18 protein-coding genes are annotated in these 16,102 nt (G+C 57.5%); 6 read left to right on the top strand and 12 right to left on the bottom strand.

The window, feature by feature from the left end:
- Positions 1–8 precede the first annotated feature (8 nt).
- Together fadD1 and fadD2 are read right to left on the bottom strand one after the other, a co-directional pair.
- The gene (fadD1, locus tag H8F21_RS20485) at positions 9–1,706 is read right to left on the bottom strand and encodes a long-chain-fatty-acid--CoA ligase FadD1 (protein WP_203475831.1); all 1,698 of its coding nucleotides are present in this window, start codon (positions 1,704–1,706) and stop codon (positions 9–11) included.
- A 301-nt stretch (positions 1,707–2,007) separates the two neighbouring features.
- Positions 2,008–3,696: a long-chain-fatty-acid--CoA ligase FadD2 gene (gene fadD2, locus H8F21_RS20480; protein ID WP_203475832.1), complete on the bottom strand. Its 1,689-nt coding sequence runs from the start codon at positions 3,694–3,696 to the stop codon at positions 2,008–2,010.
- A 207-nt stretch (positions 3,697–3,903) separates the two neighbouring features.
- Between fadD2 and H8F21_RS20475 the strand changes: the two genes are divergently transcribed.
- Together H8F21_RS20475 and H8F21_RS20470 are read left to right on the top strand one after the other, a co-directional pair.
- Positions 3,904–4,848 (top strand): alpha/beta hydrolase, encoded by a 945-nt coding sequence (locus tag H8F21_RS20475; RefSeq protein WP_203475833.1) that lies wholly within the window; start codon positions 3,904–3,906, stop codon positions 4,846–4,848.
- 35 nt (positions 4,849–4,883) lie between these two features.
- Positions 4,884–5,354, top strand: a complete 471-nt coding sequence (locus H8F21_RS20470) for a MaoC family dehydratase (protein WP_203585222.1) — start codon at positions 4,884–4,886, stop codon at positions 5,352–5,354.
- A 3-nt stretch (positions 5,355–5,357) separates the two neighbouring features.
- On the opposite strand, the gene H8F21_RS20465 is transcribed toward H8F21_RS20470, so the two are convergent.
- The 6 genes from H8F21_RS20465 to H8F21_RS20440 form a co-directional block, all read right to left on the bottom strand.
- Complete coding sequence (locus H8F21_RS20465) at positions 5,358–6,596, bottom strand: RNA polymerase sigma factor (protein ID WP_203475834.1); 1,239 nt, start codon at positions 6,594–6,596, stop codon at positions 5,358–5,360.
- Complete coding sequence (locus H8F21_RS20460) at positions 6,596–7,081, bottom strand: SRPBCC family protein (RefSeq protein WP_203585221.1); 486 nt, start codon at positions 7,079–7,081, stop codon at positions 6,596–6,598. Before H8F21_RS20460 ends, H8F21_RS20465 begins: the two co-directional genes overlap by 1 nt.
- A 19-nt stretch (positions 7,082–7,100) precedes the next feature.
- Positions 7,101–7,445, bottom strand: a complete 345-nt coding sequence (locus H8F21_RS20455) for a YciI family protein (protein ID WP_203585220.1) — start codon at positions 7,443–7,445, stop codon at positions 7,101–7,103.
- 86 nt (positions 7,446–7,531) lie between these two features.
- Positions 7,532–7,966: a YybH family protein gene (locus tag H8F21_RS20450; RefSeq protein WP_203475837.1), complete on the bottom strand. Its 435-nt coding sequence runs from the start codon at positions 7,964–7,966 to the stop codon at positions 7,532–7,534.
- A 334-nt stretch (positions 7,967–8,300) separates the two neighbouring features.
- Positions 8,301–8,957, bottom strand: a complete 657-nt coding sequence (locus tag H8F21_RS20445; protein WP_203475838.1) for a LysE family translocator — start codon at positions 8,955–8,957, stop codon at positions 8,301–8,303.
- A 171-nt stretch (positions 8,958–9,128) separates the two neighbouring features.
- Positions 9,129–10,085: a threonine dehydratase gene (locus H8F21_RS20440; protein WP_203541941.1), complete on the bottom strand. Its 957-nt coding sequence runs from the start codon at positions 10,083–10,085 to the stop codon at positions 9,129–9,131.
- An 87-nt stretch (positions 10,086–10,172) separates the two neighbouring features.
- Between H8F21_RS20440 and H8F21_RS20435 the strand changes: the two genes are divergently transcribed.
- The 3 genes from H8F21_RS20435 (at position 10,173) to ada (ending at position 13,277) form a co-directional block, all read left to right on the top strand.
- On the top strand, positions 10,173–11,519 hold the full coding sequence (locus tag H8F21_RS20435; RefSeq protein WP_203475840.1) for an aminotransferase-like domain-containing protein: 1,347 nt from the start codon (positions 10,173–10,175) through the stop codon (positions 11,517–11,519).
- Positions 11,516–12,139 carry a DNA-3-methyladenine glycosylase family protein gene (locus tag H8F21_RS20430; RefSeq protein WP_203585219.1) on the top strand — a complete coding sequence of 208 codons (624 nt, stop codon included), beginning with the start codon at positions 11,516–11,518 and terminating at the stop codon, positions 12,137–12,139. The genes H8F21_RS20435 and H8F21_RS20430 overlap by 4 nt, the downstream gene beginning before the upstream one ends.
- 76 nt (positions 12,140–12,215) lie before the next feature.
- Positions 12,216–13,277 (top strand): bifunctional DNA-binding transcriptional regulator/O6-methylguanine-DNA methyltransferase Ada, encoded by a 1,062-nt coding sequence (gene ada / locus H8F21_RS20425; RefSeq protein WP_203585218.1) that lies wholly within the window; start codon positions 12,216–12,218, stop codon positions 13,275–13,277.
- Positions 13,278–13,301: 24 nt separating this feature from the next.
- On the opposite strand, the gene H8F21_RS20420 is transcribed toward ada, so the two are convergent.
- On the bottom strand, positions 13,302–13,559 hold the full coding sequence (locus H8F21_RS20420) for a DUF2790 domain-containing protein (protein ID WP_203585217.1): 258 nt from the start codon (positions 13,557–13,559) through the stop codon (positions 13,302–13,304).
- A 267-nt stretch (positions 13,560–13,826) separates the two neighbouring features.
- On the opposite strand from H8F21_RS20420, the gene H8F21_RS20415 reads away from it, so the two are divergent.
- Positions 13,827–14,297: a GNAT family N-acetyltransferase gene (locus H8F21_RS20415; RefSeq protein WP_236043135.1), complete on the top strand. Its 471-nt coding sequence runs from the start codon at positions 13,827–13,829 to the stop codon at positions 14,295–14,297.
- Here H8F21_RS20415 and def read toward each other — a convergent pair.
- The 3 genes from def to H8F21_RS20400 all read right to left on the bottom strand — a co-directional run bounded on the left by def (position 14,249) and on the right by H8F21_RS20400 (position 16,100).
- Complete coding sequence (def, locus tag H8F21_RS20410; RefSeq protein ID WP_203541946.1) at positions 14,249–14,788, bottom strand: peptide deformylase; 540 nt, start codon at positions 14,786–14,788, stop codon at positions 14,249–14,251. The two genes, H8F21_RS20415 and def, sit on opposite strands and share 49 nt — an antisense overlap.
- Positions 14,778–15,764 carry a YihY/virulence factor BrkB family protein gene (locus H8F21_RS20405; protein ID WP_203475845.1) on the bottom strand — a complete coding sequence of 329 codons (987 nt, stop codon included), beginning with the start codon at positions 15,762–15,764 and terminating at the stop codon, positions 14,778–14,780. Before H8F21_RS20405 ends, def begins: the two co-directional genes overlap by 11 nt.
- A 156-nt stretch (positions 15,765–15,920) precedes the next feature.
- A complete protein-coding gene (locus tag H8F21_RS20400; protein WP_136477660.1) occupies positions 15,921–16,100 on the bottom strand; it encodes a CsbD family protein in 180 nt (59 codons plus the stop codon).
- Positions 16,101–16,102 lie beyond the last annotated feature (2 nt).

The raw sequence follows: 16,102 nt of genomic DNA, 5'->3' as shown, positions 1-16,102 counted from the left end.
GATCGTTATCAGGCGATCTTCTTCAGACCGAGCTTTTTCAGCTCCTCATCACGCAGTTCACGGCGCAGGATCTTACCGACGTTAGTGGTCGGCAACGCATCCCGGAACTCGATGAAGCGCGGCACCTTGTAGCCAGTGACATTGGCACGCATGTGCGCCATCACCTGCTCTTTGGTCAACGTGACACCTGGCCGTACGACAATGAACAGCTTGATCACCTCACCGGACTTCTCGTCAGGCACACCGATAGCGGCACACTGAAGCACACCCGGCAGTGCCACCAGCACATCTTCGAGCTCGTTGGGATAGACGTTGAATCCGGACACCAGAATCATGTCTTTCTTGCGGTCGACGATACGCAGGTAACCATCGGGTTGGATCAGGGCAATGTCACCGGTTTTCAACCAGCCTTCACTGTCGAGAATCTCGTTGGTGGCTTCCAGTCGCTGCCAGTAGCCCTTCATCACCTGCGGGCCTTTGACACACAGCTCACCCACTTCACCTAACGGCAGCTCGACACCGGCGTCATCGACGATCTTGCACAGGGTTGAAGGTACCGGAATGCCAATGGTGCCGACCTTGTTGTGCTCGGCAGGATTGACTGTCGCCACAGGGCTGGTTTCGGTCATGCCATAGCCTTCGCAAATGGCGCAACCGGTTACCGCTTTCCAGCGCTCGGCAACACTCATCTGCAGGGCCATACCACCGGACAGGGTGATTTTCAGTGCCGAGAAGTCCAGCTTGCGGAAATTTTCGTTGTTGCTAAGGGCAACGAACAGCGTGTTCAGACCGACAAAACCACTGAACTTCCACTTCGACAGCTCCTTGACCATCGCCGGCAAATCGCGCGGGTTGCTGATCAGGATGTTGTGGTTGCCAATCAGCATCATTGCCATGCAATGAAAGGTAAAGGCGTAAATGTGATAAAGCGGCAACGGGGTAATCAGAATCTCGCAACCTTCATTGAGGTTGGAGCCCATCAACGCCCGGCACTGCAGCATATTTGCCATCAGGTTACGGTGTGTAAGCATCGCCCCTTTGGCAACGCCGGTGGTACCACCGGTGTACTGCAACACGGCAACATCATTGCGGTCAGGATTCGCTTCCTGCACCGGTTTGCCGGCGCCCTGACGCAACACGTCAACGAACTTGACCGCCTTCGGCAAATGATAGGCCGGGACCATTTTCTTGACGTACTTGATCACGCTGTTGATCAACAGACGTTTTACCGGTGGCAGCATATCGGCCACTTCGGTGACAATAACGTGTTTGATCTGGGTCTTGGGCACTACCTTTTCAGCCAGGTGCGCCATGTTGGCCAAACACACCAGCGCCTTGGCGCCGGAGTCGTTGAACTGGTGCTCCAATTCCCGTGCGGTATACAACGGGTTGGTGTTGACCACGATCAGGCCCGCACGCAAAGCGCCGAACACAGCAACCGGATACTGAAGCACATTGGGCAGTTGAACGGCGATGCGATCACCGGGTTGCAAGTCCGTGTTTAGCTGAAGGTAAGCGGCAAACGCCCCCGACTGCTCGTACAGTTCGCCGTAGGTGATGGTTTTGCCCAGGTTGCTAAAGGCTGGCTTGTCAGCAAAGCGTTGGCAGGACTGTTTCAATACTGCCTGGATATTCGGGTACTCATCCGGATTGATTTGCGTAGCAATCCCGGCTGGGTACTTATCCTTCCAAAAGTTTTCGATCATGGAAGCCCACTCCTCCAGCACCAGCGAATTCTTCACCGCAGTCGATGCGATTATTATTGATATAAGATTACGGTTTATTGCAAACCAGAAAATCACAAGCGGGCCGAGATTAGCAGCTTTGCAAACGGTCGACTAGAGCTAAAGAAGCCCAAACAGTCACAAAAATGACTCTTGATAACTCAATGGTCATTTTTAGAGTAAAAAGACTAAAGCTCGAAAAATCAAGCAGCAAGCTGCAAGCCGAACGGGTCGGCTCGGCGTGCATCACTTGCCGCTCGTAGCCGGCAGACTGTAGTTGCCGTCAGGCTATGTCGCGCAGTTCGCGTCGCAGGATCTTGCCCACTGCCGTCATCGGCAGCGAGTCACGCAGCACGATTTGCTTGGGTACTTTGTAGCCGGTGAAATTGGCTTTGCAGAAGGCCTTGAGCTCTTCAACGGTGACACCACCGTCACGCGGTACTACGAAGAGTTTCACCGCTTCCCCCGAACGCTCGTCAGGTACGCCGATCACCGCGCAGTTGACCACCTGTGGGTGGCTCATGACCACTTCTTCGATCTCGTTCGGGTACACGTTGAAGCCCGAAACAATGATCATGTCCTTCTTGCGATCGACAATCCGGGTAAAGCCATCCGGATCGATCACGGCAATATCCCCGGTCTTGAACCAGCCATCGCTGTCCAGTGCTTCGGCAGTGGCCTGTGGCTGTTCCCAGTAGCCTTTCATTACTTGCGGGCCCTTGATACACAGCTCGCCGCGCTCCCCCAGCGGTTGTTCGACTCCCTCATCGTCGATGACCTTGAATGCCGTGTCCGGCATTGGAATGCCGACAGTGCCGAGGCGTGCCAGCTTGCCATAGGGGTTGGCGCTGGCCACAGGCGAAGTTTCGGTCAAGCCGTACCCTTCGACAATGCGACAGCCCGTAAGACTTTCCCAACGTTCAGCGGTGGCGGTGACCAGGGCCGTGCCACCTGAATTGGTGACTTTCAGGGCAGAGAAGTCGAGGTTCTTAAACTCCGGGTGATTCATCAGCGCCACGAACAGGGTGTTCAGGCCAAGCAGCCCGGAAAACTTCCACTTTTTCAGTTCTTTGATGAACCCTGGAATATCTCGAGGGTTGGTGATCAGCACGTTGTGATTACCGGTGGCCATCATGCACATGCAATTCGCGGTGAAGGCATAGATATGATAGAGCGGCAACGGTGCAATCATCACCTCTTGCCCCTCCTTGATCAGCCGTTGACCGTCCTCTCCATGCTGCGAGAAACACGCCAGCACCTGAAGCATGTTGGCGACCAGGTTGCCATGGGTCAGCATCGCGCCCTTGGCAAGGCCGGTGGTGCCGCCGGTGTACTGCAGTACGGCGATATCCTCAAGGCTCAGCGACACGCGTTTGGGTATAACCCCCCGGCCTTGGCCGAGCGCGGTCTTGAACGATACAGCCTGAGGCAGATGGTAATCAGGCACCATCTTCTTGACCTTGGCCACGATGGTGTTGACCAGCCATCCCTTGGCCGTCGGCAGCATGTCGCCCATCTTCGCCTCGATGAGGAATTCGATGCCGGTATCGGGCAGCACTTCCTGCACCAGTTTGCCGAACATATTCAGGTACACCAGTGCCCGGGCGCCGGAATCCTTGAACTGGTGGCGCATTTCACGCGCGGTATACAGCGGGTTGGTGTTAACCACGATCAGTCCGGCGCGCAAGGCACCGAACACGGCAATGGGGTACTGCAGCACGTTGGGCATCTGCACGGCGATGCGGTCGCCCGGTTCCAGATCGGTGTGTTGCTGCAGGTAAGCGGCGAAGGCTGCGGAGTGCCGTTCCAGCTCGGCATACGTCAGGGTTACCCCCAGGTTGCTGAACGCAGGACGGTCAGCGAATTTCTTGCAAGAGCGCTCAAATACTTCGACCACAGACTTGTAAGTATTCATGTCGATACTCGACGGAACACCTGCAGGACGTTTGTCATTCCAGAAATCAGCTTGCATTTATTCTTGTCCTCATACCTTGGCCGCTCCGGTCCTCTGTCTGCTTGACGAGAGGATGTTGTGCCGACGGTAGCAGGTATGCCGCAGGTGGCAAATATGCCAAGCACTGTCATTAACATTATGAATCTTGTTTATTGCGACCTCTCGATTGTGCGCTTGAGTTATACACTGAGCTGATTCATTCACCTGTGCGCACAAGGACTCGCCATGCACCACGATGCGTTCTGGCTACCGGCCAGCGATCACTGCAGCCTTTATGTTTACCAATGGCTGCCGAGCACGCCCATCAAGGCCGTCGTGTTGCTGGCCCACGGCATGGCCGAGCATGCCGGTCGCTATCAGCGCCTAGGCCAGGCCCTGAGTGCTGCAGGTTATGCCCTGATTGCCCATGACCAACGCGGTCATGGCCGTACCGCCGAACTCGGAACCCAGGGGCTGTTCGCTCACCACAATGGCTGGAGCGCCGTGGTCAACGATCTCGGGCTGCTCAACCAGCACATCGGCCAGCAATTCCCTGGCACCCCTGTGTTTCTTTTGGGCCACAGTATGGGCAGCTACATTGCCCAAGCGTATCTGATCCACCACGGCGCCAGCCTGCAAGGTGCGATTCTCAGTGGCTCGAATTTCCAGCCACCGGCGCTGTACCGCGCGGCCTGCATGATCGCGCGGCTGGAGGCCTGGCGCCAGGGACCACTGGGTCACAGCGCATTGATCGAATGGTTGTCCTTTGGCTCGTTCAACAAAGCGTTCAAACCCACTCGCACAGCCTTCGACTGGCTCAGTCGCGACACAGCCGAAGTCGACCGCTACATTGCCGACCCGTTGTGCGGCTTTCGCTGCACCAACCGGCTATGGATCGACCTGCTGATGGGGCTTGAACAAATCAGCCAACCGGCCAACCTCAAACAGATCGATCCGAACCTGCCGATCCTGGTCATGGGCGGGGAATGTGATCCGGTCAGTGCCGGCAAGCGTCTCAAGGATCTGGCCGGTGCCTTGCGCTTGGCCGGCAACCAGCATGTTCAGTTGCAGCTCTATCCAAAAGCGCGACATGAACTGCTCAACGAAACCAACCGTGACGAGGTCACGGCCGCGATCATTGACTGGTGTGAGCACGCGTTGGCCCTGTGCCGCCCTGCCCGCAGTGAATAATGGCCGTTTCCACACCCTCAGCAGGAACCGAATCGATGTCCCAGGTCACCAACACTCCTTACGAAGCCCTTGAAGTCGGCCAGACCGCCAGTTACAGCAAGACCGTCGAAGAACGTGACATCCAGCTGTTCGCAGCGATGTCCGGTGACCACAACCCCGTCCACCTGGATGCCGAGTTCGCGGCCAAGAGCATGTTCAAGGAGCGTATCGCCCACGGCATGTTCAGCGGTGCACTGATCAGCGCCGCAGTTGCCTGCGAACTGCCTGGCCCGGGCACCATTTATTTGGGACAGACCATGAGCTTCCAGAAGCCGGTCAAGTTTGGCGACACCCTGACCGTACGCCTGGAAATCCTGGAAAAGCTGCCCAAGTTCAAAGTGCGCATCGCCACGCGGGTGTTCAATCAGAATGACGAATTGGTCGTCGATGGCGAGGCTGAGATCCTCGCGCCGCGTAAACAACAGACAGTGGAATTGGTCAGCCCGCCGCCAATCACCATCGGCTAAACCTCACAACTGGCTCAAGCGGCGTTCGATAAAACGCCGCTCGGCACCTTGTTGGGTTAGGTTCAGCGCGGTTTGATAGGCCGCGCGCGCTTGATCCACGCGCCCCAGTTGCCGACAGAGTTCAGCACGGGCGCAATGGGCCAGGTGATAGTCCTGCAACTGGCCGCGCGTCAGAATCGCGTCCACCGCCAGTAACCCCGCCTGGGGGCCATCGCGTGACGCCAAGGCAGCGGCACGATTGAGTTCCACCACAGGCGATGGCCAGCCCCGCAGCAATACATCGTAAAGGCCGACAATTTCTTCCCAGTCGGTTTGTTCTGCGCTAGCCGCTTCAGCATGCACCGCAGCAATTGCAGCTTGCAGGCTATACACCCCGAAGTGGCGCGTTCGCAATGCCTGCTGCACCAACTCGCTGCCTTCGGCGATCAATGCGCGATTCCAAAGACTGCGATCCTGTTCATCGAGCAAAATCAATTCGCCCTTGTCGTCACTGCGCGCGTCCTGCCGCGAAGCCTGCAGCAACATCAACGCCAGCAACCCCAGCACTTCCGGGTCTGGCAGCAATTGCTGCAACAGCCGCCCCAGGCGAATCGCTTCATCACTGAGGTCGTTGCGCATCAGGTTGTCGCCCGAGGACGCCGAGTAGCCTTCGTTGAACACCAGATAAATGACCCTCAGCACACTGTCCAGGCGCTCCGGCAATTCGTTCAGCGCCGGCACTTGATAGGGAATCTGCGCATCACGGATCTTCGCCTTGGCACGCACGATGCGCTGGGCAATAGTGGCCGGGCTCTGTAGAAAGGCCCGGGCGATTTCCTCGGTGGTCAGGTCGCAGACCTCACGCAAGGTCAGTGGCACCTGGGCATCGGCGGCCAACGCCGGATGACAACAGGTAAAGATCAGGCGCAGGCGATCGTCTTCCAGCTCCTCGTCGTCTTTCACCTCATCCTCCTGCTGCGCCTCCAACGCGATCATCAACTGCGCCTGGGTGCGGTCGAAGCGGGCGCGCCGACGCAACCCGTCGATAGCCTTGAAGCGTCCGGTGGACACCAGCCAGGCCCTTGGACTGGCGGGTATTCCATCGCGCTGCCAACGTTCGACAGCAACAAAAAAAGCTTCGTGCATGGCCTCCTCAGCCAGATCGAAATCTCCCAGCAAGCGAATTAACGTGGCCAGAATACGCCGCGACTCGCGCTGGTAAACCGACTCGACCTCAGCCTGCACTTGGGCCTGCGTTGCCATCAGTCCGGCATCTGCGTGGTCACCAATGCCACCAGTCGGTCCAAGCTTTCACCCCACCCACGATGAAAACCCATTTCTTCATGGGCCAAGCAATCGGCGGCGTTCCAGTGCCAGGCGCGTGCGGTGTACTGGGTTTTGCCTTGAACATCCTCGAAGGTCACTACCGCCGTCATGAATGCCTTGCTCGACGGCACCCAGCCGGGTCCGAAAGCATCAGTGAAAACAATTCGCTCAGGTGCAAGAATTTCCAGGAACACCCCCTGATTGGGATACTCGGCACCGTCTGGCGCCTGCATCACCGTGCGAAACAACCCGCCTACCCACAACTGCATTTCACACACCGGGGTAATCATGCCGTTCGGCCCCCACCATTGGGCCAACAACTGCGGGTCAGTCCAGGCCCGGAACACTTTTCTACGCGGAGCATCAATCAATCGGCTGAGGGACAGCTCATACTGCGCAGCCCCTGGAGGGTGAAGGCTCATCTTGTTGTTCTCCTTCGACTCAAGGTTGCAACTCGCGGATCGGCCTCACTTCGACACTGCCAACTCTGGCGGCAGGAATGCCCCTGGCAATGTTCAGGGCTTCATTCAGGTCACGGGCATCGACCAGATAGAAGCCCGCAAGTTGTTCTTTGGTTTCGGCAAACGGCCCGTCGGTCAGACTCATATGCCCCCCCCGGACACGCACGGTGGTGGCAGTCTGCACGGGCTTGAGCGCCTCGGCGGCGAGCATCCGCCCACTGCCCTGGATCGCTTCGGCATACGCCATACACTCGGCATCGGCGGGGCTGTCGGGCAAGCTGTGCAGCAGACCTTCTTCACAATAGACCAGGCATAGGTATTTCATCGTCTTCTCCTGCGCAAATGCCAACATGGCTGCAAGTCGCGCCGCTGCAACAGGCACCCTTGGACACGATTTCGTCAGCGTTCAACTTAAGGCTTGAGCGAGAACAACGCGGCGCCGGTCTCCATATCGAAAGGTGCCGACCAATGCTCATGAACGACCATCCACTGACCATCAATGCGCTTGTATCCGGCGCTGACACGCATGTAGCAGCTCTTGTCCTCACCACTCTCGTCGCTGGCTGGGCCACAGCGGTTCAGCCAGTGGGCAAAGGCCAGGTCGGCGCTGGCATGAACCTGCAGTTGCTCCATCTCGAAGATCATGTCGCCGGGACAGTGTTCCATGCAGGCTTGCCAGTGGGCGCGGTAAGCTGCCTTGCCTTTGAATTGCAATTCTTTCACGGCATCAAAAGCAACGATATCTTCGGCATATGGGGCGGTAATGGCGGGAATGTCGCGCGCACGAACGGCAGGTATCCAGCGCTCGATGAGTTGGCGTACTTCGTTTTCAGCAGTGCTGCTCATGGTCCTATCCTCACAGATTCGATAAGTGTCAGGCGCCGAGCAAATCGGTGCGTTCACAGATGGTCGAATGGCTGCTGGAAAAATCGACAACGATGCAGGAAAACTTTTGCGCCGGGAAAACGCGGTGCCTGGAAACCACAAGGAGCCCCTTGCGGGGCTCCTGATGGATGTCATGGAAGGAATCCACTGTTGGCCGAGCGCTTGGCGCGTTTGGCGGCACGTTTTTCATCAATGCTTTTGAGGGGCTTTTTCTTGGCCATTTTCTTTGCATCCAGACCTTTCATCTCGACGATCCTCCGGCCTGTCGGCGCCTGCAAATGGGCACCCCGAATGATTATAGACCCGCTGTGGCGGCAGGCACGGCGAGGATGAATTCCCGATAGCCGGAAACAATTACATAGACGGCGAAGTAACAGAAAATCGCCGCTGAAAGCAGATACGACCACGTCAGCAGTCGATTACCCAATAACCGTCCACCGTGACTGGCGATCAAGCACAGCGACAGGCACCAGAGGAGCCCTGCCGCAAAGAAACCGGACAGAAACAGGCCAGCCTCAAGCAGACTGCCACCACCGGAACGAGAGATCAGCACCCCGCCTACAGCCGCAAACCAGAGGATCGCCGTCGGTGATGACATGGCCAGGAAAATCCCGCGCAGAAACTCACGCCAGGACGACTCCACGACCACTTGCCCCGCTTGTACCTGGCCGTCACCGCGCCAAGCGGCCAACAGCATCTTCACGGCAAACCATACCAGCAACAGTGATCCGCCCAACCACAGCACCCAGCGCACCGTCTCAAATTGCAGTAATACGGTCATCCCAACCAGCGCAGCCACTGCGTAGATAAGATCACCAACGCACGTGCCCAACCCCAACCAGAAGCCCTGGAAGAACCCGCGCTGCATGGCCAGGGTAATCATGGCGATATTGGCAATGCCAATATCGAGGCATAAGGAAAGACTGAGAAGAAATCCATTGGAGAAAGGCATGGGGCATTCCATAGGCAGCGTTGAAGGCAGGCGCTATTAAAGCGGAAACACGCGCGCTGTACTGGAAAAACTACCTTGCCTTTACCCCGGCAGACCTGGGGCACGCGCCAGTACCCGGTGAGAACCTGCACGCCCACATACAGCGCCAATGCTTCAACGTCTGCAATTTTTTCAGTCGCCTGCCAAGACCTGTGCATAACGTTGCCGGTCGATATTGGCGCCACTCAAGATTACCGCCACTTTGCGTCCTTGCTGGCGATCGCGCTCCTGGATCAGAGCAGCGAGGCCGGCAGCACCAGCGCCTTCGGCGGTGTTATGGGTATCTTCGTGATAGATGCGCATTGCCTGAGCGACTTCGTCATCGCTCACCCGTACGATGCGCGCGGCATGCTGGTAAACCAGATTGAAGGCTTCGGGCACTGGAATTCGGCACGCCATACCGTCGGCAAAGGTATCGGCGGTCGCGGTGGTAACGATGCGCCCCTGCTCGAAACTCGAGGCAAAAGCATCGGCCGCGCTGGAGACCACGCCCACGATTTCGGTACTCAACCCCAGCAGATTACGCGCCTGAATAAGCCCACAGATTCCCGAACCCATGCCGATCGGCACATAGACACAATCCAGGTTGTGCACGGCTTCGAACAATTCCAGGGCATAGGTGGCCACCCCGCGAACGAGTTGCGGATGGAATGACGGCACCATTTCATAGTCATGCAACTGTGCCTGACGGGCTGCTTCTTCCCGGGACTGATCAAAATCGACACCGTATTCGATCAACTCAGCCCCCAACGCACGCATCGCCGCGTTTTTTTCTCGAGAGTTGCCCTGGGGCACCACGATGATAATCGGTAACCCGGCCTTGCGCGCCGCCAGGGCCATGCTCTGCCCATGATTGCCGCGAGTGGCAGTGACCAAGCCGCGAACCTGTGGCTTCTGGGCCTGCAGCCATTGCACATAGAGCAGTCCACCGCGCACTTTGAAAGCACCGGTCGGGGCGTGGTTTTCGTGTTTGACCCAGACTTCACAACCCAGCCGCTGCGCCAACCGGGGCCAGGCGTATTGGGCAGTGGCAGGCACGCTGGCATGTACCAGGCGGGCAGCTTCACGCAAGTCATTCAGGTCGAACATGGAACACCTCGGCAACAGTAGGTTTGACCTGATCCTAGCGCCGGGCCATTGTATGGGTAAAACCTTATATTGCATGGCCAACAATAAATGTGGACGCCTACCCTCCCCACCACTGAACAACCCCGTTATCTGGCTTTGGTCGAGGCCATAGCCGACGCCATCGAGCGTGGCGAGCTGAAAGTCGGCGAACGCCTGCCGCCACAGCGGCGTCTGGCCTGGGCCCTGGGGCTGAACCCGAGTACCACCCAACAGGCGTACCGTGAAGCAGCCGTTCGCCATCTGGTCAGTGGTGAAGTGGGTCGCGGCACCTATGTGCTGGCGGGCAGCAAAGAAGCAACGCTGTTTCATCTCAAGCAAAAAGACCTGCAGCCAAGCCTGATCGATCTGTCCACCAACGTCCCGGTGATCGATCCAGACAACCAGGATATTGAGCGCACCTTGCAGGCACTGTTGCACGAGGGCACGGTTCGCGGCCTGGAACATTATCTGAACGCCGAAGCGCTGCTGATGGCTCGCGCCCATGGAGCAACCTGGCTAGCCAATCGGGGACTGCACCTGAACGCCAGCCAATTGCTGTTATGCGGCGGCGCTCAACAAGGCCTGTTCAGTGTTCTGTTATCGCTCTGCCAGGCGGGAGAACCCGTGCTGGTGGAAGCGCTGACAGCTCCGGGTATCAAGGCCGCGTGCCGGCAATTGCGTTTGCCGTTGCATGGCATCGCCCAGGACCACGAAGGCATTCTGCCTGACGACCTGGACCGCGTCGCCCGCGCCACCGGTGCACGGCTCGTAGTACTCACCCCCAGCCTGCAAAACCCCACGGGCGCCGCCATGAGCCGCGAACGTCAGCAGGCGATTGTGCAGGTCATCCAGCGCCATGACCTGCTGTTGGTCGAGGATGATGTGTATGGTGCACTGACCGATCAGCCGCCCCTATGGCCGTTGCTGGGTTCGCAGGGAATATTGATAACCAGCCTGTCAAAGACAGTCGGGGCGGGGCTACGCCTGGGTTGGATCGTCGCTGACTCGCTGTTGCTGGCCAGGATCGACCCGCACGCCCAGGCAACACACTGGCAGGTATCGCCGCTGAATTTGCAGATAGCCTGTCGCTGGATCAGTGACGGCACTGCACATCGGCGCCTGGCCTGGCAACGTGCCGAGACACAACAGCGCTGGCGCCTGGCGCGCAGAATTCTGGGTGCTGACAGGCTCTATGGCCAGGCGCCCTCGCCGCATGTCTGGGTAAACTGCTCGGTGCCTGCACAAACGCTGGTGCAACGCTGTCGGGCCAACGCGGTGGAAGTGGTGCCTGCAGAAGTATTTGCCGTAAAGCAGAGCGAACTGCCGGCGGTGCGCATCAGCCTTTCGGCCGCCAGCAGCCGCGCTGAACTGAAACAGGCTCTGGAGCGGGTGGCCCAAGCCATGGAGGCGACATGAACACGATATTCACTGAGGCCGAGCAGTTTCTGCGCACGCTGGATTCGAAATGGGACGCGCATGTCCAGGACATTGGTCCATGCCTGCATCAGCCACGCCCGGAGCGAGACCCGTACCAGGCACTGGTACGCGCCATTGCCTACCAGCAACTGCACGTGAAGGCGGGCGATGCCATCCTCGGGCGCTTTCTTGCGCTGTATCCAGGCAGTGATTTCCCCAGCCCCGAGCAAGTACTGGCCACGCCAGCCGAGCAACTGCGGGCGTGCGGCTTCTCGGGGAGCAAGTTGGTTACCATCCAGGGCATTGCCCAGGCGCGCCAGCAAGGTGTGGTTCCAGACCATGAGCAGGCACTGACAATGACCGATGAAGCGCTGATCGAGCGCCTGGTCAGTTTGCGCGGTGTCGGCCGCTGGACCGTGGAAATGCTGTTGATCTATACCCTGGAACGTATGGACATCCTGCCCGTCGATGACTTCGGCGTGCGTGAAGGTTACCGTCGCCTGCAAGGTCTGGACGCGCAGCCGAGCCGCCGGCAAATGCTCGAACTGGGTGAGCAATGGCGCCCCTACCGCACGGTCGCTGCCTGGTACCTGTGGCGCGTGCCCAATCCGCGAGTTTGAACGCAAGAGCCGGAGTTTCTTCCTCCAACGACCGTCCTAACCTGAGCACATCCCTACTGATCAAGAGATTCCCGGTATGAGCCAAGGTAAATCCTCCATCAGCGAATCCGATCCACGCTGGCAAGCTATGCTCGCCCGCGACCCGGCGGCCGACGGTGAGTTTGTCTATGCCGTGCGCACCACCGGTGTGTACTGCCGCCCCAGCAGCAGCTCGCGCCTGCCGCGTATCGACAACGTCGAGTTCTTCGACACCCCGGCGCAAGCTGAAGCGGCGGGTTACCGACCTAGCAAACGAAAGGTTGGCGACCAGACGCTGATGGCCGAGCAACATCGGGCGAAGGTTACTCAAGCCTGCCAATTGATCGAGGACGCCGAATCGATACCCAGCCTCAATCAGTTGGCCGAACAACTGAGCATGAGCCCTTTTCACCTGCATCGTGTGTTCAAAACCATCACAGGGGTCACGCCCAAGGCCTACGCCTCGGCTCACCGCGCAGACAAAGTGCGCAATCAGTTGCAGCACTCCAGCACCATAACCGACGCCTTGTACCAAGCCGGCTTCAATTCCAACAGCCGCTTCTACGAGTCGAGCAACGCACGCCTGGGCATGACCCCGGGGTCTTACCGCAATGGCGGGGCCAATACCGATATTCGTTTTGCCCTCGGCCAGTGCACATTGGGGGCGATTCTGGTGGCGCAAAGCGCACGCGGTATCTGTGCGATTCTCCTGGGCGACGACCCACAGGCCTTGCTGCAGGATCTGCAGGACAAATTCCCCAAGGCAAATCTGCTCGGCGGTGATAGCGAGTTTGAATCTCTGGTGGCCAGGGTGGTGGGATTGATCGAGGCGCCCGGAATCGGCCTGGATTTGCCCCTGGACTTGCGCGGTACAGCCTTTCAAGAGCGCGTCTGGCAAGCACTGCGCACGATCCCGGCCGGGGCAACGGCAAGCTACGCTGAAATAGCCCAGCGTATCGGCGCACCCAAAGCGGTACGTGCGGTGGCCCAAGCATGCGCTGCCAATGCCCTCGCCGTGGCCATCCCCTGTCACCGGGTGGTGCGCAGTGACGGTAACCTTTCCGGTTACCGCTGGGGCGTCGAACGAAAGCGTCAGCTATTGGAGCGCGAAAAACCGTAAAATGGTAATACGCTTGAGCTGGGCTCAGCCGTTGCTGCAACCATTACCCATGGCGCGGTATTCGAGGGTGTGGCGCTGACCCTGGTGATCTTCATAAACCATGGTTGCCGGCACCACTTCACAAACGTTGGGAATGGTCGACAAGCTGATAACCTTGGCAATATCCAAGTTGGTCGAATAATCATACTGCTCAACTACCGGCTGTACATTGGCGACTTTAACTTCATCAGCCAAGGCGAAAGAAGACATACCGACAAGGGCAAGAACAAGTAAACTTTTCATAATAATAAGCCTGCAAAGCAATCAAACTAATCGATTGACTTCATTGGCCAACAGGGGCGCGGAGAAGTTGTTACATCTACACATTGACATAACACGAAGTACCGGTCCCGCTGCTACTTTTTTGTCGGGACAAACATAGTTTACAAGTTGGCCAATAGGGTTAAATCCCTAAGCCGGACAATCACTGTTACCAAAACCGTAACAATCCACTTAAATGTTCACCCTCGACAGGTGAACGTTGTCCCTGTAAAAGCCCAAGCCAGAGCCTTGCGCTGGACGATTGCCGTGACCACTTTACGCTACTGTCAGCTGTCCGCCCTTGAGCGGCCATTACTGAATAAATTCTATAAAAACCAGGGTTCGTCCATGCGCGCCGCTGCTCAAGGGCAATTATGGGTGGCCCGTGGCGAAGACATCGTCGCAGCGATGTGCCTGACGCCGGTTTCAGGCGGTTTGTGGCTGACCGGACTTTGGGTCGCGCTTGAACATAGAGCACAAGGGATCGCTCAACAGTTGATTGGAACGGCCACGCAAGACGCGCAAGGAATGACTTGGTTGTTCTGCCACCCCGAACTTGTAGCCTTCTATCAGCGACAAGGCTTCGACCTGTGCATTGACCTGCCCGCCGCACTGGCTGAGCGCCTGGCTCGTTACCAGCGCAGCAAACAGCTGTTAGCCATGGCCCGGGTTCAATCGTCGCTGGCAGGATCCAGGCCGGGAAACAGCACGTCGGTGTAACCGAACTTATTGAAGTCATGAATACGTGACGGATATAACCGCCCGATCAAGTGATCGCACTCATGCTGCACCACTCGGGCATGGAAACCTTCCGCGACCCTATCGATTACCTGGCCCTGAGGATCAATCCCCTGGTAGCGAATGCGTCGAAAGCGCGGCACCACACCCCGTAGGCCCGGAACCGAAAGACACCCTTCCCAACCGTCTTCCACCTCGGTGTCCAAAGGCGTGATCAACGGATTGAGGAGGATGGTCTGGGGAACGGGCTCGGCGTCGGGATAGCGTTCGCTACGCTCAAAACCAAAAATGACCAATTGCAGGTCGATACCAATTTGCGGGGCGGCGAGGCCAACGCCACCCACATGGCGCATGGTCTCGAACATGTCAGCAATCAACTGTTCGAGCTCAGCACTGGCAAGCAGTTGCTCAGGCACCGGTGGAGCGATACGCAGCAAGCGCTCGTCGCCCATTTTCAGAATGTCACGAATCATGGGAAGTACGTCTCACGGGTTCATCTTGCGAAGTAGCCGAGTGATCGAGCGAATGATCGCGACCCAACCCGGAAACATGCTTTTTATCATGTTCTTGGACGTTCTCTCCGGCCTCTTTCTCACCGGTATCCTTGCCCTCGACGGACATATGTTCAATGACCGCATTCATTTCCGCCCCCAACAACAACACCGCGGCGGAAATATAGAAGTACAACAGAAGAACAATAATCGCACCGATACTGCCGTACATGGCGTTGTAGTCAGCGAAAGTTTTGACGTAATAGCCGAACCCCAACGAAGCGATGATCCATACCACCACCGCCAGTACCGAGCCTGGGGTAATAAAACGAAACTCCTGTTTTACATCGGGCATTACGTAATAGATCAACGCCACCGCCACCATCATCAAAATGATGATTGCCGGCCAACGCAGGATCGTCCACAAGGTCACGATGAACTCCTGCATGCCGACCTGCGAGGCGATCCACTCCATCACTTGCGGCCCGAGCACCATCAATGCTGCGGCGGCCAGCAACATACCCGCGATTCCCACGGTGTAGACCACCGACAGTGGAATGCGCTTCCACACCGGGCGGCCTTCGACCACATCGTAAGCGGCATTCATCGCACTCATCATCAAGCGCACACCTGCAGATGCCGTCCATAAAGCAATCACGATACCCACCGAAAGCAAGCCACCTTTGGACTGCTGCAGTTGGTCAATGACTGGATTGACCTGCTCCAATGCCTGTGGTGGCAATACCATCTCTGACTGCAGACGCAGCCAGGAAAAAAAGTCAGGCAAGTGCAGAAAGCCGATCAAAGCGATCAGGAACAACAGGAAGGGAAACAGCGAGAACAACATCTGATAAGCAAGGGCCGAGGCATAGGTCGACATCTCGTCGTCGAGAAATTCCTTAACGGTGCGTACCAGCACTCGATGCAACGGCAAGCCGCGCAAGGCGGGAAAAATCATAGCGTCTCCTTTCGCCGCTCGAAAATCATGGGCACGGCGCCTCAATAAGCTTTGCACTGAAGTCTAAACGACGATTGGCCCAACGTTGTGATTGATTGGCGTAGATAGCACAACGGCCATCTCAGGATGGCCGTCGCGTAACCTTGCCTACAGCAATCAAGGCTTTTTCACTGCGTCCTTGACCTCTCCGACCTTTTGTTGAACCTCGCCTTTGCGCTCCTGCATCTCACCTTCTGCGCGCATACGATCATTGTCGGTTGCCTTGCCAACGCCTTGCTTGATGTTGCCAACTGCTTCGTTGGCCATGCCTTTGACTTTGTCTTTGGTGCCACTCATGA

Source organism: Pseudomonas arcuscaelestis (genome assembly GCF_016881005.1).
Classification (GTDB): Bacteria; Pseudomonadota; Gammaproteobacteria; order Pseudomonadales; family Pseudomonadaceae; genus Aquipseudomonas; species Aquipseudomonas arcuscaelestis.
Note: the sequence above shows the minus strand (reverse complement) of the source record. Positions and strands in the feature narration are given on the sequence as shown.

Excerpts from the sequence above, each read along its gene's own strand:
- fadD1 (WP_203475831.1), bottom strand. The coding sequence starts at position 1,706 with ATGATCGAAAACTTTTGGAAGGATAAGTACCCAGCCGGGATTGCTACG.
- fadD2 (WP_203475832.1), bottom strand. The coding sequence starts at position 3,696 with ATGCAAGCTGATTTCTGGAATGACAAACGTCCTGCAGGTGTTCCGTCG.
- H8F21_RS20475 (WP_203475833.1), top strand. The coding sequence starts at position 3,904 with ATGCACCACGATGCGTTCTGGCTACCGGCCAGCGATCACTGCAGCCTT.
- H8F21_RS20470 (WP_203585222.1), top strand. The coding sequence starts at position 4,884 with ATGTCCCAGGTCACCAACACTCCTTACGAAGCCCTTGAAGTCGGCCAG.
- H8F21_RS20465 (WP_203475834.1), bottom strand. The coding sequence starts at position 6,596 with ATGGCAACGCAGGCCCAAGTGCAGGCTGAGGTCGAGTCGGTTTACCAG.
- H8F21_RS20460 (WP_203585221.1), bottom strand. The coding sequence starts at position 7,081 with ATGAGCCTTCACCCTCCAGGGGCTGCGCAGTATGAGCTGTCCCTCAGC.
- H8F21_RS20455 (WP_203585220.1), bottom strand. The coding sequence starts at position 7,445 with ATGAAATACCTATGCCTGGTCTATTGTGAAGAAGGTCTGCTGCACAGC.
- H8F21_RS20450 (WP_203475837.1), bottom strand. The coding sequence starts at position 7,966 with ATGAGCAGCACTGCTGAAAACGAAGTACGCCAACTCATCGAGCGCTGG.
- H8F21_RS20445 (WP_203475838.1), bottom strand. The coding sequence starts at position 8,957 with ATGCCTTTCTCCAATGGATTTCTTCTCAGTCTTTCCTTATGCCTCGAT.
- H8F21_RS20440 (WP_203541941.1), bottom strand. The coding sequence starts at position 10,085 with ATGTTCGACCTGAATGACTTGCGTGAAGCTGCCCGCCTGGTACATGCC.
- H8F21_RS20435 (WP_203475840.1), top strand. The coding sequence starts at position 10,173 with ATGTGGACGCCTACCCTCCCCACCACTGAACAACCCCGTTATCTGGCT.
- H8F21_RS20430 (WP_203585219.1), top strand. The coding sequence starts at position 11,516 with ATGAACACGATATTCACTGAGGCCGAGCAGTTTCTGCGCACGCTGGAT.
- ada (WP_203585218.1), top strand. The coding sequence starts at position 12,216 with ATGAGCCAAGGTAAATCCTCCATCAGCGAATCCGATCCACGCTGGCAA.
- H8F21_RS20420 (WP_203585217.1), bottom strand. The coding sequence starts at position 13,559 with ATGAAAAGTTTACTTGTTCTTGCCCTTGTCGGTATGTCTTCTTTCGCC.
- def (WP_203541946.1), bottom strand. The coding sequence starts at position 14,788 with ATGATTCGTGACATTCTGAAAATGGGCGACGAGCGCTTGCTGCGTATC.
- H8F21_RS20405 (WP_203475845.1), bottom strand. The coding sequence starts at position 15,764 with ATGATTTTTCCCGCCTTGCGCGGCTTGCCGTTGCATCGAGTGCTGGTA.
- H8F21_RS20400 (WP_136477660.1), bottom strand. The coding sequence starts at position 16,100 with ATGAGTGGCACCAAAGACAAAGTCAAAGGCATGGCCAACGAAGCAGTT.